Source organism: Clostridium sp. OM05-9, assembly GCF_003481465.1.
Taxonomy (GTDB): Bacteria; Bacillota; Clostridia; order Lachnospirales; family Lachnospiraceae; genus Coprococcus; species Coprococcus ammoniilyticus.
In genome coordinates this window covers 94167-115554 of the sequence record NZ_QULF01000004.1, presented here as the reverse complement: position 1 = coordinate 115554, position 21388 = coordinate 94167, and the positions used below count along the sequence as shown (strand labels likewise).

At 42.7% G+C, this 21388-nt stretch carries 20 protein-coding genes and 1 other annotated feature (1 of these 21 running past the window's edge); of the genes, 17 read left to right on the top strand and 3 right to left on the bottom strand.

All coding sequences use genetic code 11. The features are described from left to right. The first annotated feature begins 125 nt into the window (after window positions 1-125). Genes DXB77_RS07760 through DXB77_RS07745 form a run of 4 tightly spaced genes read left to right on the top strand, consistent with a single transcriptional unit; the run spans window position 126 to window position 5097 of the window. On the top strand, window positions 126-926 hold the full coding sequence (locus DXB77_RS07760; protein ID WP_117808416.1) for an FAD binding domain-containing protein: 801 nt from the start codon (window positions 126-128) through the stop codon (window positions 924-926). Beyond that, a complete protein-coding gene (locus DXB77_RS07755; RefSeq protein WP_117808415.1) occupies window positions 917-1402 on the top strand; it encodes a 2Fe-2S iron-sulfur cluster-binding protein in 486 nt (161 codons plus the stop codon). Before DXB77_RS07760 ends, DXB77_RS07755 begins: the two co-directional genes overlap by 10 nt. Further along, complete coding sequence (locus DXB77_RS07750; protein WP_118662960.1) at window positions 1383-3683, top strand: molybdopterin cofactor-binding domain-containing protein; 2301 nt, start codon at window positions 1383-1385, stop codon at window positions 3681-3683. Before DXB77_RS07755 ends, DXB77_RS07750 begins: the two co-directional genes overlap by 20 nt. 19 nt (window positions 3684-3702) lie before the next feature. Further along, on the top strand, window positions 3703-5097 hold the full coding sequence (locus tag DXB77_RS07745; RefSeq protein WP_021944738.1) for a nucleobase:cation symporter-2 family protein: 1395 nt from the start codon (window positions 3703-3705) through the stop codon (window positions 5095-5097). A gap of 3 nt (window positions 5098-5100) precedes the next feature. Here DXB77_RS07745 and DXB77_RS07740 read toward each other — a convergent pair whose 3' ends face one another. Continuing rightward, on the bottom strand, window positions 5101-5637 hold the full coding sequence (locus tag DXB77_RS07740; protein WP_117823504.1) for a hypothetical protein: 537 nt from the start codon (window positions 5635-5637) through the stop codon (window positions 5101-5103). A 546-nt stretch (window positions 5638-6183) separates the two neighbouring features. Next, a complete protein-coding gene (locus DXB77_RS07735) occupies window positions 6184-7719 on the bottom strand; it encodes a sodium/proline symporter (RefSeq protein WP_117823506.1) in 1536 nt (511 codons plus the stop codon). Between the two features lie 385 nt (window positions 7720-8104). Between DXB77_RS07735 and DXB77_RS07730 the strand changes: the two genes are divergently transcribed. The 5 genes from DXB77_RS07730 (at window position 8105) to DXB77_RS07710 (ending at window position 11079) form a co-directional block, all read left to right on the top strand. After that, window positions 8105-9349, top strand: a complete 1245-nt coding sequence (locus DXB77_RS07730; RefSeq protein WP_118662959.1) for an ammonium transporter — start codon at window positions 8105-8107, stop codon at window positions 9347-9349. A gap of 25 nt (window positions 9350-9374) precedes the next feature. Beyond that, window positions 9375-9722: a P-II family nitrogen regulator gene (locus DXB77_RS07725; protein WP_008401503.1), complete on the top strand. Its 348-nt coding sequence runs from the start codon at window positions 9375-9377 to the stop codon at window positions 9720-9722. Window positions 9723-9845: 123 nt separating this feature from the next. After that, window positions 9846-10427, top strand: coding sequence for a hypothetical protein (locus tag DXB77_RS07720; RefSeq protein WP_118662958.1), 582 nt, complete (start codon window positions 9846-9848; stop codon window positions 10425-10427). 10 nt (window positions 10428-10437) lie between these two features. Continuing rightward, on the top strand, window positions 10438-10800 hold the full coding sequence (locus DXB77_RS07715) for a hypothetical protein (protein WP_021944732.1): 363 nt from the start codon (window positions 10438-10440) through the stop codon (window positions 10798-10800). Then, window positions 10801-11079: a DUF308 domain-containing protein gene (locus DXB77_RS07710; protein WP_117808408.1), complete on the top strand. Its 279-nt coding sequence runs from the start codon at window positions 10801-10803 to the stop codon at window positions 11077-11079. A gap of 225 nt (window positions 11080-11304) precedes the next feature. On the opposite strand, the gene DXB77_RS07705 is transcribed toward DXB77_RS07710, so the two are convergent. After that, window positions 11305-11820, bottom strand: a complete 516-nt coding sequence (locus tag DXB77_RS07705; protein ID WP_117823512.1) for a ubiquinone biosynthesis protein — start codon at window positions 11818-11820, stop codon at window positions 11305-11307. Window positions 11821-11937: 117 nt separating this feature from the next. Here DXB77_RS07705 and DXB77_RS07700 point away from each other — a divergent pair, with 117 nt between their 5' ends. The 8 genes from DXB77_RS07700 to DXB77_RS07665 all read left to right on the top strand — a co-directional run bounded on the left by DXB77_RS07700 (window position 11938) and on the right by DXB77_RS07665 (window position 21170). Further along, window positions 11938-12768, top strand: coding sequence for a polysaccharide deacetylase family protein (locus DXB77_RS07700; protein WP_021943707.1), 831 nt, complete (start codon window positions 11938-11940; stop codon window positions 12766-12768). A 51-nt stretch (window positions 12769-12819) separates the two neighbouring features. Then, window positions 12820-14094, top strand: coding sequence for a Mur ligase family protein (locus DXB77_RS07695; RefSeq protein ID WP_118662957.1), 1275 nt, complete (start codon window positions 12820-12822; stop codon window positions 14092-14094). Window positions 14095-14133: 39 nt separating this feature from the next. After that, window positions 14134-14613, top strand: a complete 480-nt coding sequence (locus DXB77_RS07690; protein WP_242996135.1) for an HD domain-containing protein — start codon at window positions 14134-14136, stop codon at window positions 14611-14613. Continuing rightward, window positions 14613-15419, top strand: a complete 807-nt coding sequence (gene folP, locus DXB77_RS07685; RefSeq protein WP_118662956.1) for a dihydropteroate synthase — start codon at window positions 14613-14615, stop codon at window positions 15417-15419. Before DXB77_RS07690 ends, folP begins: the two co-directional genes overlap by 1 nt. Before the next feature lie 126 nt (window positions 15420-15545). Continuing rightward, window positions 15546-16370, top strand: coding sequence for a 2-amino-4-hydroxy-6-hydroxymethyldihydropteridine diphosphokinase (folK, locus tag DXB77_RS07680; RefSeq protein WP_117823518.1), 825 nt, complete (start codon window positions 15546-15548; stop codon window positions 16368-16370). Between the two features lie 112 nt (window positions 16371-16482). Beyond that, window positions 16483-17472, top strand: coding sequence for a prephenate dehydratase (locus tag DXB77_RS07675; protein ID WP_226801090.1), 990 nt, complete (start codon window positions 16483-16485; stop codon window positions 17470-17472). Window positions 17473-17504: 32 nt separating this feature from the next. Continuing rightward, window positions 17505-19040, top strand: a complete 1536-nt coding sequence (locus DXB77_RS07670; RefSeq protein WP_117823520.1) for an HD domain-containing protein — start codon at window positions 17505-17507, stop codon at window positions 19038-19040. After that, complete coding sequence (locus DXB77_RS07665) at window positions 19041-21170, top strand: RNA degradosome polyphosphate kinase (protein WP_118662955.1); 2130 nt, start codon at window positions 19041-19043, stop codon at window positions 21168-21170. Between the two features lie 103 nt (window positions 21171-21273). After that, window positions 21274-21388 (top strand) — a sequence feature (ribosomal protein L20 leader region); it runs 15 nt beyond the window's last position.

The following is a 21388-nucleotide window of genomic DNA, read 5'->3' as shown; positions in this document are numbered from 1 at the left end:
CTCCTTTTCGTTATACTTTAAATAATACAACGGTATTGTAGCAAAGCATCTTTTCAAAAACAAGTATTTTTACTATAATATATTCTGATATAGTGCGGCTAAGGCAACATTTAAAGGAGCTTTTTATGGTAACAATTCAGAATTATATACGTGTTAAAAGTCTGGAAGAGGCTTATCAGTTAAATCAAAAAAAAGGTAGCTGTATAATCGGTGGAATGCTATGGACAAAGATGCAGGACCGGACGATATTGACAGCAATTGATCTGTGTGATCTGAAACTGGATCAGATCGAGGAGACGGAGAGTGAGATCATTATCGGTTCAATGGTATCTCTGCGACAGCTTGAATTGCATAGAGGCTTAAATAATTATACACAAAATTCTGTCAGAGATGCTGTAAAAGATATTGTCGGTGTACAGTTTCGTAACTTGGCAACGGTAGGTGGAAGTATCTGGGGACGTTTTGGTTTCTCTGATGTGCTGACGGTATTTCTTGCCATGGATACATATGTGGAATTATATCAGGGTGGGAGAATACCACTTAGAGAATTTGCGAGGCAGAAGCCGGATCAGGATATTCTGGTTCGCCTGATCATAAAGAAGACATCCGGGTGCTTCTCTTATGCATCGGTAAGAAATCAGAGTACTGATTTTCCGGTGATCGCATGTGCGGCTTCTGTTGTAGGTGGAGAATATCGTTTATCAGTGGGAGCAAGACCGGGACGAGCGATGCTTCTTCTGGATGAAGAAGGGCTTCTGTCAGGGGGACTGACAGAAGACTCTATAGAGGCCTTTGCTATGTGGGCAGAGAAACATATTCCGACAGGAAGTAATCATCGAGCCGGAGCAAAGTATCGTTCCAGATTGGTTCGTGTATTAAGTCAGAGATTATTGAATAAATTGAGAGAGGAGCAGAAATGGAGATAACAGTAATTGTAAATGGAAAAAAACTGGTGGATTCTATTGAACCGGATCTGCTTCTGATCGATTTTCTGAGAAAGCATGGCTGCTACAGTGTAAAGCGAGGCTGTGAAACTGCAAATTGCGGATTGTGTACAGTCTTTTTGGACAGCATTCCTGTGCTTTCCTGTTCAGTGCCGGCAGCAAGGGCAGATGGTCATGAGGTACAGACATTAGAGGGACTTCAGGAGGAAGCTTCTGAATTTGTCGGATTTATTGCAGATCAGGGAGCTGATCAGTGCGGATTTTGCAATCCCGGATTTGTCATGAACACGATTGCATTATTGCGAGAGAATCCGGATCCTACAGATGATGAGATCCGTGCTTATCTGGCAGGAAATCTTTGCAGATGTTCCGGATATGAAGGTCAGTTGCGGGGAATTCGAAATTATCTGGAACATAAGAGATCAAAGGAGGGCATTCATGGAAGAAAAGAAGTATAATTCAGTCAATCATTCGGTTCGTAAAAAAGATGCAATGCAGCTCCTTTTGGGAAAACCGGTTTATGTTGATGATATTACATCATCAGATGCTTTGACGGTAAAGCTTTTAAGAAGCCCATATGCCAATGCTATTGTAGAAGATATCAACGTAGCAATAGCGAAAAAAGTTCCGGGAGTTGTAGATGTTTATACATGGAAGGATGTTCCAAAGCAGAGGTTTGCGATCGCAGGACAGACATATCCGGAACCATCTCCCTATGATCGGCTGATCATAGACCGGCATGTACGTTTTGTAGGGGATGTTGTTGCTATTATTGCGGCTACGGATGAGAAAGCTGCTTTAAAAGCAATGAAGCTGATAAAAGTGAAATATGATATCCTCGAACCGGTTCTTGATTTTCATCAGGCAAAGGATAGTGCTGTCCTTGTACACCCGGAGGAGGACTGGTTTCCACCTATGGAAGTTGGAGGAGATCCCGGACGAAATCTGGTTGCAAGTGAAAAAAACGGAGATGGTGATGTGGATGCTGTAATAGCGGATTGTGATGAGGTGTTCGAACACACATATCATATGCGGGCGTTTAACCAGGCAATGATGGAAACTTTCCGCACATATACCTGTTTTGACCGATATGGAAGGCTTCATGTGATTTCATCTACACAGATTGTATTTCATGTGCGTCGTATCCTTTCCAGAGCACTGGGCATTCCAAAGAGCAGGATACGTGTTGAGAAACCAAGAATCGGTGGGGGTTTTGGAGCAAAACAGACAGCAGTCAGTGAAGTATATCCGGCGTTTGTCACACTGAAGACCGGACAACCCGCCAAACTTATATTTACAAGAGAAGAGAGTCAGATTGCCGGTTCTCCGCGGCATGAGATGGAAGTCCGTGTACGCCTGGGAGCAGACCGGGATGGACATATCCGCGGACTGGATCTGTATACACTTTCAAATACAGGAGCATATGGAGAACACGGACCTACAACAGTTGGTCTGAGCGGACATAAATCGATTCCCCTTTATACAGGTGGACTTGAAGCATATCGGTTTAATTATGATGTAGTATATACCAATACGATGGCAGCCGGTGCCTACCGGGGATATGGTGCGACACAGGGTATATTTGCACTGGAAAGTGCTGTAAATGAGCTTGCAGAAAAACTTGGAATTGATCCGACTGTAATCCGTGAAAACAACATGATCCGTGAAGGAATGAAGATGCCGGCATATTATGGAGAGACAGCAAATGCCTGCGCACTTGATAAATGTATGGCAAAATGCAAAGAACTCTTTCATTGGGACGAGAAATATCCTGTTCGTGAGATAGGAGATGGGAAGGTAAGAACAGCCGGAGTAGCTATGGCGATGCAAGGCTCCTGTATCTCCAATCTGGATGTCGGATCGGCAACGGTAAAGCTGGCCGATGACGGAACATTTAATCTGATCATCGGTGCGGCAGATATGGGAACCGGGTGTGACACGATCCTGGCTCAGATGGTGGCAGAATGTATGGATTGTTCCGTGGATGATGTAGCTGTATTTGGGGCAGATACAGATGCATCACCATATGATTCCGGTTCGTACGCATCATCTACAACATATGTTACGGGTAAGGCCGTAGAACTTGCCTGTGAGAAACTGAAAAAAAAGCTTTGTGCGATAGCAGCCGGTATGCTTTCCTGCAGTCCGGAGGAAATGATCTTTGAAAATGGAAGGGCATGTCGGGTCAATACAGATCAAAGTGTGTCACTTGCCGAGATTAGTGTAAAAGACCAGATTGCAAATGATATCGCAGCAGTAGCAACGGTTTCCCATTCTTCACCTGTATCGCCTCCGCCTTATATGGTCGGCATGGTTGAGATTGAGTTAGACCGATATACAGGAGAGGTAAAAATTTTGGATTATGTAGCTGTTGTTGATTGTGGAATTCCTATCAACCCGGCATTGGCACGCATTCAGGCAGAAGGCGGCATCGTACAGGGAATCGGGCATACACTGTTTGAGAATGTCACCTACAATGAAAGAGGAGGTCCGATTGAATCCAGTTTCATGCAGTATAAGATTCCAACCCGCCTTGATATGGGACATCTTCAGGTAGAATTTGAACACAGTTATGAACCGACAGGCCCATTTGGAGCCAAGTCTATAGGAGAGATAGTGATCAATACACCTGCACCTGCAATTGCACATGCAATCTATCGTGCAACAGGCGTATGGCACAGAGAACTTCCGATCACTCCGGAAAAGATATTGATGTCCATGTTGGATGAAAAAGAATAAAGATGAGGAGAATTCACAAATGAAAAAAATATTTAAGCTGTCTGAGACAGCATTTCAGATGGATGGAAAGATGCCACTTTCGCAGGCGATTCCGTTAGGATTACAGCATGTTTTGGCAATGTTTGTAGGAAACCTGACCCCACTTCTGATCATCACAGGAGCATGTGGTCTGGCAGGCGGTGAGTTCGCAGATCTACAGCTTTCTTTGCTTCAGAATGCGATGCTGATCGCAGGAATTGTGACATTGGTACAGTTGTTCGGAATTGGTCCGGTAGGAGGCCGGGTACCGATCATAATGGGAACATCTTCCGGATTTATAGGTGTCTTTAACAGTGTAGCAGCAACCATGGGTGGTGGTATACTGGCATATGGTGCGATCATGGGAGCATCTATTATAGGTGGTCTTTTTGAAACAGTGCTTGGCTTTTTCTTAAAGCCCCTTCGTAAGTTCTTTCCATCGGTTGTAACCGGTACCGTGGTAATGTCGATCGGATTAAGCCTGATTTCGGTAGGTATCAATTCTTTTGGTGGAGGAAATAAAGCAGAAGATTTTGGCTCCATTGAGAATCTGTTACTTGCGTTGTTTGTACTTATTGCGATCTTGTTTTTCAAACATGCGACAAAAGGCTTTTTGAGTTCTTCATCTATTTTATTTGGCATTATTTTCGGATACATTGCAGCAATGATCATGGGCTTTGTTTTGCCGAAAACCGGAGTGACGGCAGATGGTGTAGAATATACAAAGGCATGGGTGCTAAACTGGGATAAAGTTGCGGAAGCCTCCTGGTTTGCGGTTCCAAAGCTTTTGCCTGTAAAACCCGTTTTCGATCTGCGTGCGATTCTTCCGGTTCTTATTATGTTCATTGTAACTGCAGTTGAGACGGTTGGAGATATATCAGGTGTTATGGAAGGCGGATTGGACAGAGAAGCAACAGATAAAGAACTTGCAGGCGGTGTTATGTGTGACGGACTGGGTTCTTCATTTGCAGCAATATTTGGTGTCCTGCCAAACACATCATTCAGTCAGAATGTTGGATTGGTAGCCATGACAAAGGTTGTAAACCGGTTTGCTCTTGCAACCGGAGCCATTTTCCTTGTCCTTTGCGGCTTGTGTCCAAAGCTTGCTGCGTTGGTATCAATCATGCCACAGTCTGTACTTGGTGGCGCAGCAGTCATGATGTTTTCGTCAATTGTAATCAGTGGTATTCAGTTGATCACGAAGAATCCGTTGAATGCCAGAAATCTTTCCATTGTATCAGTAGCACTGGGCGTTGGATATGGAATGGGAGCTAATCCCGGAATTCTGGTACATACACCGGAGGTGGTACAGTTGGTGTTTGGCGGATCTGGAATTGTACCGGCAGCAATGGTAGCAATTCTTTTAAATATCATTTTGCCGAAAGAGGAAAAATAAATACTATTTATACAGCATATGAAACAACTGCAGATATTCCTGTTCGACATCCTCAAACGAACGGACCTCATAAGAAAGGTTGATGTGAAGCTCAGGCTCCGGTCTGTCCGAGGGCTCATTTAGCAGAGTGAGAAGATCGAAATAGAGCATGTCGTCGTCGATACATTTGATCCTGCGTTCTTCTTCCTCTGTCAGAGGAGACCCCAGATATTTTGTATAGATCACATCTAACAGATTTTGTTCCAGTTTCTTGTATGCGGGAAGATGTTTTTTAAAAGGTCTTGGAACATCTGACAGGTAGGCTTCGCTTGCATCGTGAAGCAGACAGGCAAGCACCAGTCGGCCGGAATACCCACGGGCAGCCGCTTCCTTTGCACAGTTGATACAATGACTGCCGACGGAAAAGAAGGTCTTTACATGACCATTTCCACGACAAATTAGTGATAATGCGTGTGCGATGTCCTCGATATGAAGATGTTCTGCCTCCGGCAGAGTTGGATCAAAATGATCCCCGGTATAAGTTGTAATATAATCAGCCATATAAAAATCATCCTGTCGAAAATAGTTATTTCTCACTGATTATATAACAAAAGCAGGTAAAATCAACTTATTTATGTGTGGAAAGAAAGCGTTAAAAGATAATCGGAGATAATTAAGAAGAGAATTGATAGTAAAATATTACAAATCATTCTCATTATATAAAAATATTTTTTGGAGCAAAGTTAATATAGATAAAAATTATGGCTCTGTTATAGATTCACTATTATGAAGCAAGCCTGCCCGAATGTCGGTACTTAGTGAACTGCTGTAAGCAGTGAGCTTAGAACCGCTACATGAGGGTAGAGCGAGAGCGCCTTGCGTAATAATATGTGAACTATAACAGAGCCGTAATTTTGGAAATGTAAGTTATTTCAAAATATACATAAGAAAAAGGAAACCGATATACTATTATAAAGCAAGCCTTTTTCAACGCCGGTACTTAGTGAGTCGCCTTATAGGCGAGAAACTTAGCACCGTTGCGTTGAAATAGAGTGCAAACGACTTGCGTAATAATATGTATATCGGTTTCCTTTTTCGTAGGGATTCCTACGCCTTCTTGCCGGCTGCTTCAAACTCCCGGACGATTTCTTCATCAGGAGCTTTTGTAAGCAGGCTGACCACAATAATGAAGATCAGGGATACGATAAATGCAGGAAGCAGTTCGTAGATATCAAGAATTCCGCCAAGTGGACGAACCAGATACTTCCAGATAAACACGGTAGCACCACCGGATATGATACCGGCGATCGCACCTGCAAGATTACAACGTTTCCAGAATAAAGAACAAAGCACAACAGCACCAAATGCACCGCCGAAGCCTGCCCATGCGAAGGAAACGATCTTGAATACACTGGAGTCAGGATTCCTTGCAAGGAAGATACTTACGATCGCAATACCAACAATTGTTAAACGTGCGATCAGAAGATTTGTCTTCTCGGAAATCTTGATCTTTAAGAAATCATGTACGATATTCTGTGAAACACCGGATGCAGCAGCAAGCATCTGACTGTCTGCGGTAGACATCGTAGCGGCAAGGATACCGGCAAGGATGATACCTGCGATAAGAGCAGTTAATGCATTATGCTGGCTGATGATACCTGCGATACGAACGATAATAGTTTCACTGTTTGAACCGGTCAGAGTGTCGAGTGCACCGGCTTTGGTCATACCAAGACCGACAATACCGATCAGAACACCTGCGGTCATAGCGATCACTACCCATACAGAGGCAATACGGCGGGAAAGTACCAGTTTTTTCTCATCCTCGATTGCCATGAAACGGACAAGGATATGAGGCATACCAAAGTAACCGAGTCCCCATGCAGCAGTTGAGAAAATTGTCAAAAAGTTATATTTGACTTCAGAACCGGAGGCAACATCAAAGGTAGATGTCAGAGACAGATAACCCGGAAGGGCGGCTGCGTTGTCCATAACGGCTGTCCAACCACCTGCTCTTGAGATTCCATAGATCAGAACGATCGCAAGTGCACCGGTCATAACGATACTCTGAACAAGGTCTGTAACACATACGGCATTGAACCCACCGGTGATAGTGTAACCAACAATCAACAGGGCGGACAACATCATGGCAACCTGATAATTGATACCGAATAAGCTGTTGAACAGCTTACCACAGGCAGCAAAACCGGATGCTGTGTAAGGGATGAAGAAGATAATGATAACGAGAGCGGAAAGTGCTGTGATAACATTATTCTTATCATGGAATCGTTTTGCAAAGAAATCAGGCACAGTGATCGCGCCGATATTATTTGAATAACGTCTGAGTTTTCTGGACACGAAGAACCAGTTCAACCATGTACCAACGGCAAGACCGATGGCAGTCCATGCGGCATCACAGATACCGGACAGATATGCAACGCCCGGAAGTCCCATCAGGAGCCAGCTTGACATATCACTTGCTTCAGCACTCATGGCTGTTACGAGAGGTCCCATCTTACGGCCGCCAAGATAGAAATCTTCTGTACTGTTGTTACGCTTGCTGTAAACGAAGCCGATCACAAGCATGATCGCCAGGTAGACAACGATTGCAAGCATGATGAAAAAGTTAGTTGTCATAAACATTTAGATACCCTCCAATTTTTTATTGCGTATGCATAACATGGACAAAATCGTTAAATTTCGTAATAGAATACATAACTAAAAAATCATAGCGTAATATGAGAAAAAAGTCAAACAAATACGATCTGCTTTAGAAAAACAGGTAAAATTATGTCCTGGCTAAAGAATGGTAAAGGATTTGTAAAAAATACTTGAAAAAATAAATCAGGTCTGCTAGTATGTCTTCAGACAAAGACGTCAGTTGAACGAGATACGTTCGATTGGCGTCTTTTCTGTTTTACAAAAAAAGTACCATGGAATTTTGTAAAAAAGTGAAGCGAAACCTGTCGGGGGATGCGCACCTGCCGTAGATTTCAAAAAGAATTTCAGAAAAATGGAGGAAATAGTTATGAATACTGGTGATACTGGTTTTATGCTGATCTGTACAGCGTTGGTATTTTTTATGACACCGGGACTTGCTTTCTTTTATGGTGGAATGGTGCGAAGGAAAAATGTCGTTAATACGATGATGGCATGTACTTTTATTATGGGACTTTCGGTTGTGATGTGGATATTATTTGGTTACTCCCTTTCCTTTGGGGGAAATCACGGAGGAATCATTGGTGATCTTAGATGGTTTGCGTTAAATGGCATATCCATGAATGAGGCCGGACCGTATGCAGACAATATTCCGCATTTTGTATATATTGCATTCCAGATGATGTTTGCAATGATTACGCCGGCACTGATTACAGGATCATTAGTCGGACGTGTAAAGTTTAAGGCTTTATTCTTCTTTATCATGTTCTGGTCGATTCTGGTTTACTATCCGATGGCACACATGGTATGGGGACAGGGCGGTTTCCTTGCAGAGATCGGTTCGGTTGATTTTGCGGGCGGAAATGTCGTACATATCAGCTCCGGTGTAAGCGCATTGATATTTGCGATCATCCTTGGCAGACGAAAAGGTTATGAGAATACTGCTTATCGTGTTCATAACATTCCATTCGTTGCTCTTGGTGCATTTATCCTTTGGTTCGGATGGTTCGGCTTCAATGCAGGAAGTGCCCTCGGAGCAAATGGTCTTGCAGCTCATGCATTCTTAACCTCAGCAATCGCAAGTGCAAGCGCCATGATGTCATGGATGCTGATCGATGTGATAAAAGACGGAAAGCCAACCTTGGTTGGTGCTTCGACCGGTCTTGTTGTCGGGCTGGTTGCAATCACACCGGGAGCAGGCTTTGTTCCAATCTGGTCTGCATTTATTATCGGTGCACTTGTAAGTCCGATTTGTTGTGGTATGATTACTTTATTAAAGAAGAAATTGAAAATAGATGATGCACTCGATGCTTTTGGATGTCATGGTATCGGTGGTGTCTGGGGTGGTATCGCGACCGGATTATTTGGTAAGAGTTCGATTAACAGCGTTGCCAGATGGGATGGACTGTTCTTCGGAGACTATCACCTCTTTGTTGCACAGTTGATCGGTATCGTTGTGACAATAGCAGTTGCAGTGGTCGGAACGTTTATCTGTCTTGGACTTGTAAGACTGATCACGCCGCTTCGTGTATCAGATAAGGAAGAAAAGATCGGTCTGGATCTTGCAGAACAGGGAGAAAGTGCATATCCGACATTTAACGGATTGGATTCATAGAAGTTGCGGAAAGGAGTATGAGAATATGATGATCAAGATAGAAGCAATCGTGCGAGAAGAAGTATTTGAAGATGTAAAAGAAGCACTGAATGCGATTGATGTAAATGGTATTACAGTATCTCAGGTAATGGGATGCGGTGCACAGCGAGGATATAAGAAGCTTGTACGTGGTACAGAGGTTGATGTCGTTATGCAGCCGAAGATCAAATTTGAGATCGTAGTTTCTTCGGAAGAATGGGAGAAGAAGACGATTGATGCAATCCAGAAGGCAGCATACACCGGAGAAGTCGGAGACGGCAAGATCTTCAGTTATGAGATCCGCACCGCTATGAAGATTCGTACGAAGGAAAGCGGCTATGATGCGCTGAATTAGACAAACAGGAGGAGCCTGTAAGACGGGTTCCTCTTATTTTTCTGTCTTAAATTCCATTTACAAGCCATGAAAAACAGTTTATAGTTATAGGCAGTTAAAATTGTTCAGGACGGTGTATAAAATATGAAATTTAAGAGTACAAATGAGATAGAAACCATTCAGTTACGGGATGCACAGATCAAAGAAATGAAGCTTGTCGGAGCTGGAGAAGTGGAAACAGATGGCGAAGCAGCAGAGAGTGTTGAAAAAGTGAAAGCAGACGACGCGGCAGGGAGTGTCGGAGATGCAGAAGTTTCCCCTAAAGGGCTTCGGGCAAGATGGCTGGAACTCTATGTAGAAGGTGCGGTTGTAAAGGATAACAATTCTCAGAACGAATACTATACAGACAAATATGCCGATCAGATGGAGATACGGTTTAAGAATCCGGTCATTGAAGCGGTATTGTTGGAAGGTCATAAGTATTATGATGCAAATGATAATCTGGTAGAAGAAGTTCCGGATCAGAAACTTGCGGAAGATGAGTATGAAAAGATATTTGGAAAGTTCAAAGAGAACTATATCTTCTATGGTGGTAAGCCGGAAGCAGATAAGAAGTGTTATCAGATGATCGTTGATGTTGACGAAGATTCTTATATAGTAAGCTTTTATTATGATAAGGTAATTGCCGGATGGAATCATTTCCTGAATAAGGCAAACATGGGTTAGGTGATCGAATATGGCAAAACGAATCAAAGAATATCTGGCATATGTAGATAAGCTGCTTGCAAGGGATGATGTTGACTTTGATGAGGAGATGAGGAGACATCTGGTGCAGATTGAATTTTTCATGCATGAGCGTCTGATCCATCTTCTTGTAACAATCTTATTTGCGATCCTTACGGTAGGCTGCTGTGTGACCTTTGTGGTGACGGAAAAAATACAGATCTTACTGTTAGCGGCAGCACTGTTTGTCTTACTGATCCCATATATCAGGCATTATTATTTACTTGAAAACAGCGTGCAGAGAATGTACGATCAGTATGACAAAATGATGGAAAAAGCAGGAAAAGATGCATTTTATACAGGAAAGGAAAGTTAAATGTTTAATCTGGTAATGGGAATCGTCATGATCGGGATCGGAACAATCTGTCTGGTAAAAGGCTGTGTAGGAACCTTAAGTCCAGTGATGATCTTTTTTGGATGCTGTATGATTGTATTCGGTATCGTGGAGATCATCCGGTCAAAAGCTATCCGCAAACGCGAACAGCAGAGAAAAGGCCATGAGATGGATGTCTATCTCAAAATGGCAGAGGAGATGGGCGTAGTCGTAAATCCCATCACCCATGAAATTGTCAAAAAAGAGGACGATAAATCTTAAAACGGACGAACTGGTCGATGGTTATACTTGCTGCATAATAGTATAACCACCGACCGATACTGTAGGCAAAAATGGAAGACAGGGTTACTGTTATGAAGCAAGCCTGCCTGAGCGCTGGTACTTAGGCTGCGTACTTTGCAGCCTTACGTACCACTGCGTCGAAGGTAGAGCGAAAGCGTCTTGCGTAATAATAGGTAACCCTGTCTTCCATTTTTTAAAGGTGCTCTACTTCAAGGTCGAGAAGTCAAATTCGGACACGCCGGAGCCGGAGCCTGCCTTGTAGACCTTGCCGGAGGTAGAATCTACATAGAAGTCACCAACCTTAGAGTTGTCAGATTTTCTGGTGTCATGAAGCTCAAAGTGGTACCCCATGCTGCCGGAGTTATAATCAGTAAGATCCTTGTCGTTATTGCGAACTTCATAGTTCTTGGAGTCGCCGGGAATCTGATCCATAAAATACTTATAAGCATGGTCATAAGTATCATAGTTTCCGGTCAGAGCATCGGATACATCCTTTGCTGCATCATCTACAACATCTCCGGCATCGTCGATCATGTTACCGAGATCCTTACCTACAGAACCTGTACCGTTTGAATTATTCCCGTTTTCTGTGGAACTGCTGTCCTCTGTACTGCTCCCGGTTGTTGTACCGGTTGTTTCAGGGTTATTTTTCTCGCCGCATGCGGTCAGGGTAAATGCCATGACAACCAGACATGCACATAAAAGAAATGATTTTTTCATTTTTTTATTCTCCTTTTCCATTTGATAAAAATAGTATCTGACATTTCCTGTTTTTTATTCGAATAAAAATATCAGATCGGGAGTATAGATGTATAAAAAACGGAAAATCTTATAAAAATGAGGAAAAAAATAAAAACAGTTTTATCCCACATAAATGACAACGAAGCGTTAAAAGAGTGTGACCGATTTTTTGCAGCTTATTGGCAAAATATAATTCTGGTTGCTGCACTGATTGTATTTTTATTGTTTACAGGAAAATTCATTATCGATCAGAAAGATAAATTTCCGGATTCAGACAGCGTGGCTGCCATGTCATCAAAAACAGTGACACGAAAACGGGCATATCTGACCTTTGACGACGGTCCATCCGATCAGACCGGAGAGATCCTTGATATTTTAAAAGAGCATAATGTTAAAGCTACGTTCTTTGTAATAGGAAGAAATGAACGATACTATCCCATGTACAAACGGATTGTGGAGGAAGGGCATACACTGGCGATCCATTCATATTCCCATGAATATAGTACGATTTATGCAAGCTATGACAATTTCGTGAATGATGTTGAGGAATTAAGAAAATTATTGTATGATGTTACAGGAGTGGATTGCCGGTATTACAGGTTCCCGGGTGGAAGTTCAAACCGTGTTACGCAGGTACCGGTGAATGACCTGATCGACTATCTGGACTCAGCAGGATTGACGTATTTTGACTGGAATGCATTGAATAATGATGCGGTGATTGCCGGACAGACACCGGATCAGCTTGTAAAGAATATATTGAAGGATGCATTAAATTATGATGACACGATCATATTGATGCATGATCTGGATTGCTGTCATGAAACAGTGGAATCTCTGCCGTCACTGATTGAACAATTAGAGGAACATGGATATGAGATCCTTCCGATTGATGATGATACACCGCATATCCAACATAGAACACATTAGAAATAGTTCATTATATTTTATCTATACATAATCAAGTAAAGAGGCTAAAGAATGACATACGAAGAAGCATATCTATATATGAAAGAAGCGGGAAAAAGAGGCAGTGTCTACGGAACGGAGACAGTGAAAGAACTACTTTTAAGACTGGGAAATCCACAGGATCGGGTTCCTGTCGTTCATATAGCCGGAACAAACGGAAAAGGTTCTATATTCGCATTTGTCGGGCATATTCTGGAGGATGCAGGGTATGTTGTCGGACGCTATATATCCCCAACGATCTTTACATATCTGGAACGATTTCAGATAAATGAACATTATATGAAAGAATCGGAATTTGCACGGATCATGGAGACCGTGATCCTGGTTTGCGAGGATATGGAGGAAGCCGGGCTTCCGATTCCGACTGCATTTGAGCTTGAGACTGCGGTAGCATTTCTGTATTTTGTGCAGAAAAAGGTCGATATCGTGTTACTGGAAACCGGAATGGGAGGAAAGAACGATGCGACAAATGTGGTGAAACAGCCGCTTTGTACCGTGCTTGCAAGCATCAGCAGAGATCATATGCAGTTTCTTGGTGATACATTGCAGGAGATTCTGGAACAGAAGATGGGGATCCTTCGGGAACAGGTTCCGTGTGTGGCATATCCGATGCAGGATGAGATAAGACAGATATGGCTGGATAAATGTGATAAAATGCAGATAGAACCGATCATGGCAGATACCGACCAACTGCAGGTCATAGCAGAAAATCTGCATGGAAGCAGGTTTTGTTATAAAGGACAGGAGTATGAGCTGGGGATTCCCGGAATCTATCAGATCTATAACAGTATAACCGCAATTGAGGTCTGTAATTGTTTAAAAAAACAGTATGATTTAAAAAATGTGAATATAAAGAACGGATTAAAAGAGACGGTGTGGGAGGGCAGATTCCAGAAGATTAAGGATGTGCCTTTGACTTATATCGATGGAGCGCATAATGAAGGCGGATGGAGAAGTCTCAGAGAGAATATCCGGGCATATTTTACAGGGCGGCCGTTGATCTATATCTGTGGTGTTCTTGCAGATAAAGAGTATGAGAAAATGGTGGATATCATGGCACCGTTTGCAAGCTTTATCATAACGGTAACACCGGATAATCCACGGGCGCTTGATAAGGAGATTCTGGCAGACTGCTATCGTTCATACGGAAAGCCGGTGGATACGGCAGAGGATGTGTTTACTGCACAGAGACAGGCGGAAACACTGGCACAAGAAATGACGGAGCCGGTGATCGTGGTATTTGGTTCATTATCTTTTATAGGACCGCTGATACCGCGAATAAAGTAGTACGATAAACCAGGAGAGGACTACAGAGAAGAAATGACGATGGACAGAGTCAACGCAATATTAGCAAATGAAGAATATAAAGACTGGATGGAGCAGATCCGAACATCCGAGAAAGAACGAAGATTCTGCTGTCATGGGATCGATCATTGTCTGGATGTAGCAAGGATCGGAATGCTGATGAATCTGGAGGAGAAGTTAGGACTGGAACCGGAGCTTATCTATGCGGCAGCATTATTACATGATATCGGACGGGCGGTCAGCTATCAGACCAGCGAAGAACATCATTTGGCAAGTGTTCGTAACAGCCGGAGTATTTTGCTGGCAACCGGATTTTCCGGTAAGGAAACAGAGCTGATCTTAGAAGCAATCAGCAAACATAATACGACAGGGAAGGAAGCAGAGGGGCTTTCCTATGTAATATACAGGGCAGACAAGCTTTCCAGACGCTGTTTTGACTGTGAGGTCTATGACGAGTGTTACTGGAAGGAAAACGAAAAGAACAAAGGAGTGGTCTACTGATGATTATAGGGAACAAAGAATTTAAACTGAATGAAAAACCGTATGTAATGGGAATCTTGAATGTGACACCGGATTCATTTTCCGATGGAGGAACACATAACAAGTTCGATGATGCATTGTATGCCACAGAGCAGATGATAAATGATGGCGCAGATATTATAGATGTAGGCGGAGAATCGACCAGACCCGGTTATACATTAATTTCAGATGAGGAGGAGATTGGTCGTGTTGTTCCTGTGATCGAGGCAATCAGGGAACGATTTGATACCGTAATTTCACTGGATACCTATAAGGCTGGCGTGGCGGAAGCCGGAATCCGGGCAGGTGCAGATCTGATCAATGATATCTGGGGCTTCAAATGGGATGGAAGGATGGCTGATATCGTTGCTGCACATGATGTGGCATGTTGTCTGATGCATAACAGAAGGGTAATGGATTATACCGATTATTTAAACGACGTTGTTAAAGATCTGGACGAATCCGTTCAGATGGCACTTAATGCAGGTGTGAAGAAGGAGAAGATCATGGTAGATCCGGGAATCGGATTTGCAAAGAACTTAGAACAGAATCTCGCTTTAATGAATCATCTGGAGCTTTTGCACAAATGGGATTTTCCGATACTGCTGGGTACTTCCAGAAAATCTATGATCGGTCTGACTCTCGAGCTTCCTGTTACAGAGAGGGAAGAAGGTACGATCGCGACATCGGTCATGGGGCTTATGAAGGGCTGTCAGTTCTTCCGTGTGCATAATGTAAAAGGAAATGCGCGCGCACTTCAGATGGCATGGGCGATCATGCATAGTTAATACAGTCAATAAGGGAAAATGAAGCAGTACTTAATGATTCAATGAACAGAAGAAAATTTCATTGAATCATAAATAAAAAAGATGAGGTTTGATCTGGTAAAAGGGAGAACAGACAGGAGGTGTCGTATGGATAGAATCAGCATAAAAGGACTGGAAATATTTGCCAATCACGGAGTTTTTAAAGAAGAAAATGTGCTTGGACAGAAATTTGTAATTAATATTGATATGTATACATCGACAAGGGCGGCAGGGATCCGGGATGATCTGAAGCTGTCTATTGATTATGGAGCTATCTGTAATCTGGTTGAAAAGACGATGAAAGAGCATACTTATAAGCTGATCGAAGCAGTTGCGGAGAAAGTAGCGGCGAATATCCTTCTGTCATATCCGACGATGTCAGAGGTTGAAGTAGAGGTTGAGAAACCATGGGCACCGGTATTAATGCCGCTTCAGACAGTATCAGTAAAGATACGAAGAAAGAGACACATTGCTTATCTGGGACTTGGTTCGAATATGGGCGACCGGGAATCCTATCTCGATTTTGCGATTGATGAATTAAATAAAGATGAATATACCAAGGTGACTAAGGTTTCAGATTTCATCGAGACAGAGCCGTATGGTGGCGTGGAACAGGATGATTTTTTAAATGGCTGTATCGAGGTAGAGACACTTCATTCGCCGGATGAACTGTTACATCTGATCAATGCGATCGAGAGGGACGCCGGCAGGGAACGCCTTATCCACTGGGGACCAAGAACTTTGGATATCGATATCCTTTTATATGATGATCTGATCTGTGATGAGGAGAATCTCCATATCCCACATATAGAGATGTGCAAGCGGGAATTTGTATTAGAGCCGTTGTCAAATATAGCAGGCTATAAGAGACATCCGGTCAATGGCAGGACGATCCGGGAGCTTCTTGACGAGCTGGAACGGAACGAAGAATAAACCGGGGAAAATGAGCATGCGCATTTGATCGTATTGGCATAGTTTTAAAGACAACATTAATATTATAGAAAGACTGCAGGCGGAATGTCTTGTATTTGGAGCAGATAAAACAATGGATAAATATAATATGGAAGATTTACGGACAGTAGAAGCACAGATTGCTTCACTTGTAAAGACAAGAGATAAGATCCTGGCAGGTATGGCAGATGAGAATAAGAAGCTTACGAATGACAGCTCGCTTGCTGTTTGCGATGGAATGAAGAATTTTACCTGTGTGAAGAAATTAGAAGTAGACAAGGACACTGTTGTCTGTTATCAGGGTGTTCCGGGAGCATACAGCCAACAGGCAATGTTCAGTTTTTTCGGAAAAGAGATTCAGAATATCAATGTGCCGGATTTCGGAGATGTGATTGAGATGGTGAAGAATGGCAAGGCAGACTATGGTGTACTTCCAATCGAGAATTCTTCAGCCGGATTTGTAAACGGAATCTATGATATGGTGGGAAATAATGATGTGACCATCGTCGGCGAAGAAGAGGTTCATGTAGCACATGCATTAATGGGTGTTCCGGGCAGTGACCTTTCCCGGATCAAAACTGTATATTCACACACACAGGGTTTGCTTCAGTGCACGAATTATCTGAGCCGGAAACCGTGGAAGCAGTGCAGTGTTGCAAATACGGCAGTAGCGGCGGTCAAGGTCATTGAAGAAGGAGATAAGACACAGGCAGCGATTGCAAGTGAGCTTGCAGCAGAGCTTTATGGACTTCAGATCCTTGCAAAGGACATTGTGAACAATGACAACAATACGACACGTTTTATAATCTTGTCAAAACAGAAAATCTTTGTAGAAAAGGCTGAAAATATAAGTATCCGCTTTTCCTTGCCGGATGAAAGTGGTACACTTTACAATATATTGAGCCATATAAATCTGAATGGAATTAATATGACAAGCATCGAATCGAGACCGCTTACCGGTAGAAAATGGGAATATGCCTTTTTTGTTACAATGGAGGGCAGTCTGTTAGATTCAAGAACAAGACATGCATTACAGGGAATCTGTGAAGATGCGATGGATTTCCGTCTGATCGGTACATATTAGGGGTGTAAAAAAGAAGTGAGGTGTATGAAAGTATGGCAGGAAAGACATTTGCCGCGATCAATGTAGGTTCTAATGAGATATCAATGAAGATCTGCGAGATCACACCAAGAAAGGGTGCGAGGGAGCTTGATACCGTAAAAACGATTATTGAGCTTGGAAGTGATACCTATAATAAAGGATATATCGAAGAAAATAATTTGAATAAACTGTGTGACACGTTGCTAAAATTCCGGAGAAAGATGAAGGAATATGATGTATCTGATTACAGAGCATACGCATCCAGTGCAGTCAGAGAAGCGGAGAATGCTTCTATGATCATTGAGAGAATTAAGATGTGTACGGATTTTGATGTGCAGATACTCAGTAATTCAGAACAACGTTTTATGAATTATAAAGCATTTGTGGCAACCGGGCTGGATGTGGATGTGGCAACCCATAAGAATAATGCATTGCTTGATATCGGAGCCGGAAGCTTACAGATCTCGATATTTGACAGAAGAAATCTGGTGCAGACGCAGAATCTTCCAATCGGTGCAGTCCGAATCCGTGATTATCTGACCCGGTTCGGTTCCGATACGGTAGATCTTGAAACACTGATGGAAGAGTATGCATCAAATGCGATCATAGAATTTAGAAATCTGTTTTTAAATGATAAAGATATTAAAAGCATTATTGCAATCGGTGATGGTATCAACAACCTGAAAAAAGTTGGTCCGGAGCTTTCGATTGCGAACAGTATATCGAGAGAACAATTCCGCATTCTCTATAAACGGGTAGTTGACATAAAACCGGAAGATCTGGCGGAACGGTATGGTATTCCATATGAGCGTGCCACCCTGATGCTTCCGATGGCGATTATTTATCAGTCATTTCTGGATAATTCCAGGGCAGAGGAGATCCTGACTCCGAATGTGATCTTCTGTGATGGTATTATTGCCGACTATATGGATAAGCAGGGGACCTTCCTGATGGACAAGAATTTTGATCAGGATATTCTTGCATCTGTGAATACAATTGCAAAGAAATATAAAGTAAACCGTGCGCATGTCCAGAATGTATCGGATAATGCACTTGCAATATTTGACAGCATTCGGAAATTACACGGACTTGGTAAACGGGAACGGCTGCAGTTACAGATCGCGGCGATCCTGCATAATTGTGGTAAATTTGTAAATATGAAGGATGTATCCCTGATCTCTTATCATATCGTGATGGCGACAGAGATTCTTGGACTTTCTCATAAAGAGAGAGAGGAGATCGCAAATGCGGTTTATTATAATGGATTTTACCTTCCGTCGGAATTAAGGGCATCCGGGCGGATCGGATCGGCAGATTATATGAAAGTGGCCAAGCTTACCGCTATCCTTCGACTGGCTGATGTGCTTGATAAGAGCTATAAACAGAAGATTACAAATCTTAGGATTTCATTACATGACAATACACTGGTGATCTATACAGATACGCTGGAGGATATTACACTTGAAGCAGGCATGTTTAAAACGAATAATATCTTATTTGAAAAGGTCTATGGTGTAAAAGTAGTATTGAAACAAAGGAGGGGTATATAAATGAGTGATAAGAATTTATTTTACAACCGGGAACTGTCCTGGCTGGAATTTGATAAAAGATGCCTGAGTGAAGCGAAGGATAAGAATATTCCGATATTTGAACGGATCAAGTTCCTAAGTATCACAGCATCCAATCTGGATGAGTTTTTTATGGTGCGTATTGCTTCTTTAAAGGATATGAAGAATGCGGGATATACGAAGAAGGATATTGCAGGAATGACGCCGGAAGAACAGCTTGATGAGCTGATTCCTGCAACGAAGGAATTCATGAAGAATCAGTATCAGACTTATAATCGTTCTCTGGTTCCGTTATTAGAGGCAAATGGACTGAAGATTGTCAGACATTATGAAGATCTGACGCCGGAACAGTCCAGATATGTAGATAAATTATTCGAACGGGATATCTATCCGGTATTAACACCAATGGCAGTGGATTCTTCCAGACCGTTTCCTCTTGTAAGAAATAAATCTTTAAATATCGGTGCGCTGATCTATGATAAGAAGAAAGGCGTTACAGATATCGCGACCGTTCAGGTTCCATCTGTACTTCCAAGAGTGATCATCCTGCCATCCGAGCGACAGGGCATGACAGAGATCATCCTGCTTGAAGAAGTAATTGAGAAGAATCTGGATAAGCTGTTCTTAAGCTATGATATCGTATGTGCACATCCATATCGTATTATGCGTAATGCGGATTTCTCAATTGATGAGGAAGAGACAGCCGATCTGTTAAAGGAGATCGAGAAGCAGTTAAAGCAGCGCCAGTGGGGCGAGGTTATCCGTCTGGAAGTAGAAGACACGATGGATAAGAAGTTGTTAAAAGAATTAAAGAAGCATCTGGATGTGGTTGATCGTGTTGTATATAAGATAAACGGACCGCTTGACCTTACCTTCCTTATGAAAGTAAATGGCCTGCCGGGCTTTGATCATCTGAAATATGAGAAATATGTTCCGCAGCCGGCATTTTCAAATGGCGACTACAGTAACATATTTGATAAGATCAAGAAGCATGACCGCCTGTTGTTCCATCCATATTATGAGTTCACACCGGTTGTTGAATTTATTCGTCAGGCAGCAGTCGATCCAAATGTTCTTGCGATCAAGCAGACCTTATATCGTGTCAGCGGCAATTCACCGATCATAGCAGCGTTAGAGCAGGCTGCGGAGAATGGCAAGCAGGTAACTGTTCTGGTTGAGTTAAAGGCAAGATTCGATGAGGAAAACAATATTGCATGGGCGAAAAAGCTTGAGAAAGCCGGCTGTCATGTTATCTATGGTCTGGTCGGACTTAAGACACATTCCAAGATCGCGCTGGTTGTCAGAAGAGAAGAAGATGGTATCAAGCGCTATGTACATCTTGGTACCGGTAACTATAACGATCAGACAGCAAAGTTATATACAGATATGGGACTTCTGACCTGTTCGGATCCGATCGGTGAGGATGCGACAGCAGTATTTAATATGCTGTCTGGATATTCAGAACCAGGAAAATGGAACAAACTGGCGGTTGCACCAATCTGGTTAAAGGATAAATTCCTGATGCTTATTAACCGTGAAGCGGAAAATGCCAGACAGGGTAAGAAGGCACGGATCATTGCCAAGATGAATTCTCTTTGTGATCCGAAGGTGATGGAAGCCTTATATGATGCATCGGCTGCCGGTGTTAAGATCGACCTGATCGTCCGTGGTATCTGCTGTATCAAAGCAGGTGTGCCGGGACTCAGCGAGAACATATCGGTTCGTTCGATCGTTGGTAATTTCCTGGAACATTCCAGAATCTTCTATTTCTTTAATGATGGATTTGAAGATATCTATATGGGCAGTGCAGACTGGATGCCGAGAAACCTTGACAAGCGTGTCGAGATCACCTTCCCGGTAGAAGATCCTGATCTGAAGAAACGAATCAAGGACATCTTAAAGATCCAGCTTGCTGATACTTTAAAGGCACACATCATGCAGCCGGATGGCAGTTACGAGAAGCAGGACCTTCGCGGCAAGGTAAAACTGGATTCCCAGATGTACTTCGCGGAAGAAGCCCGTAAGCGTTCTGCAAAACCGGAGGATGCAGATGCTGCAATCTCTCATGACCGGGTATTTATCCCGATCGAAGCGGAAGAGAGCGAGCATTAAAAAGTTGCTAAATATAACGAAAAAAGTTGCTGGATACAGTAAAAAAATTCTTGACATTTGCACATGTATGTGCTAACCTATAGAAGCTGTTTAGCAGAGACAGACAAGAAAGCAGAGTATCCACTCTCACCTTAGCACGAAGAATAGTGACTCGGGTTCATATCTAAGTAGATTATAATATGTACTTATATATAATAGTGGATGGTTTGCGCTGTCCA

Bases quoted from the DNA above. Each gene is read 5' to 3' on its own strand.
- DXB77_RS07760 (WP_117808416.1), top strand. From the start codon at position 126: ATGGTAACAATTCAGAATTATATACGTGTTAAAAGTCTGGAAGAGGCT.
- DXB77_RS07755 (WP_117808415.1), top strand. From the start codon at position 917: ATGGAGATAACAGTAATTGTAAATGGAAAAAAACTGGTGGATTCTATT.
- DXB77_RS07750 (WP_118662960.1), top strand. From the start codon at position 1,383: ATGGAAGAAAAGAAGTATAATTCAGTCAATCATTCGGTTCGTAAAAAA.
- DXB77_RS07745 (WP_021944738.1), top strand. From the start codon at position 3,703: ATGAAAAAAATATTTAAGCTGTCTGAGACAGCATTTCAGATGGATGGA.
- DXB77_RS07740 (WP_117823504.1), bottom strand. From the start codon at position 5,637: ATGGCTGATTATATTACAACTTATACCGGGGATCATTTTGATCCAACT.
- DXB77_RS07735 (WP_117823506.1), bottom strand. From the start codon at position 7,719: ATGTTTATGACAACTAACTTTTTCATCATGCTTGCAATCGTTGTCTAC.
- DXB77_RS07730 (WP_118662959.1), top strand. From the start codon at position 8,105: ATGAATACTGGTGATACTGGTTTTATGCTGATCTGTACAGCGTTGGTA.
- DXB77_RS07725 (WP_008401503.1), top strand. From the start codon at position 9,375: ATGATGATCAAGATAGAAGCAATCGTGCGAGAAGAAGTATTTGAAGAT.
- DXB77_RS07720 (WP_118662958.1), top strand. From the start codon at position 9,846: ATGAAATTTAAGAGTACAAATGAGATAGAAACCATTCAGTTACGGGAT.
- DXB77_RS07715 (WP_021944732.1), top strand. From the start codon at position 10,438: ATGGCAAAACGAATCAAAGAATATCTGGCATATGTAGATAAGCTGCTT.
- DXB77_RS07710 (WP_117808408.1), top strand. From the start codon at position 10,801: ATGTTTAATCTGGTAATGGGAATCGTCATGATCGGGATCGGAACAATC.
- DXB77_RS07705 (WP_117823512.1), bottom strand. From the start codon at position 11,820: ATGAAAAAATCATTTCTTTTATGTGCATGTCTGGTTGTCATGGCATTT.
- DXB77_RS07700 (WP_021943707.1), top strand. From the start codon at position 11,938: ATGAGGAAAAAAATAAAAACAGTTTTATCCCACATAAATGACAACGAA.
- DXB77_RS07695 (WP_118662957.1), top strand. From the start codon at position 12,820: ATGACATACGAAGAAGCATATCTATATATGAAAGAAGCGGGAAAAAGA.
- DXB77_RS07690 (WP_242996135.1), top strand. From the start codon at position 14,134: ATGGACAGAGTCAACGCAATATTAGCAAATGAAGAATATAAAGACTGG.
- folP (WP_118662956.1), top strand. From the start codon at position 14,613: ATGATTATAGGGAACAAAGAATTTAAACTGAATGAAAAACCGTATGTA.
- folK (WP_117823518.1), top strand. From the start codon at position 15,546: ATGGATAGAATCAGCATAAAAGGACTGGAAATATTTGCCAATCACGGA.
- DXB77_RS07675 (WP_226801090.1), top strand. From the start codon at position 16,483: ATGGATAAATATAATATGGAAGATTTACGGACAGTAGAAGCACAGATT.
- DXB77_RS07670 (WP_117823520.1), top strand. From the start codon at position 17,505: ATGGCAGGAAAGACATTTGCCGCGATCAATGTAGGTTCTAATGAGATA.
- DXB77_RS07665 (WP_118662955.1), top strand. From the start codon at position 19,041: ATGAGTGATAAGAATTTATTTTACAACCGGGAACTGTCCTGGCTGGAA.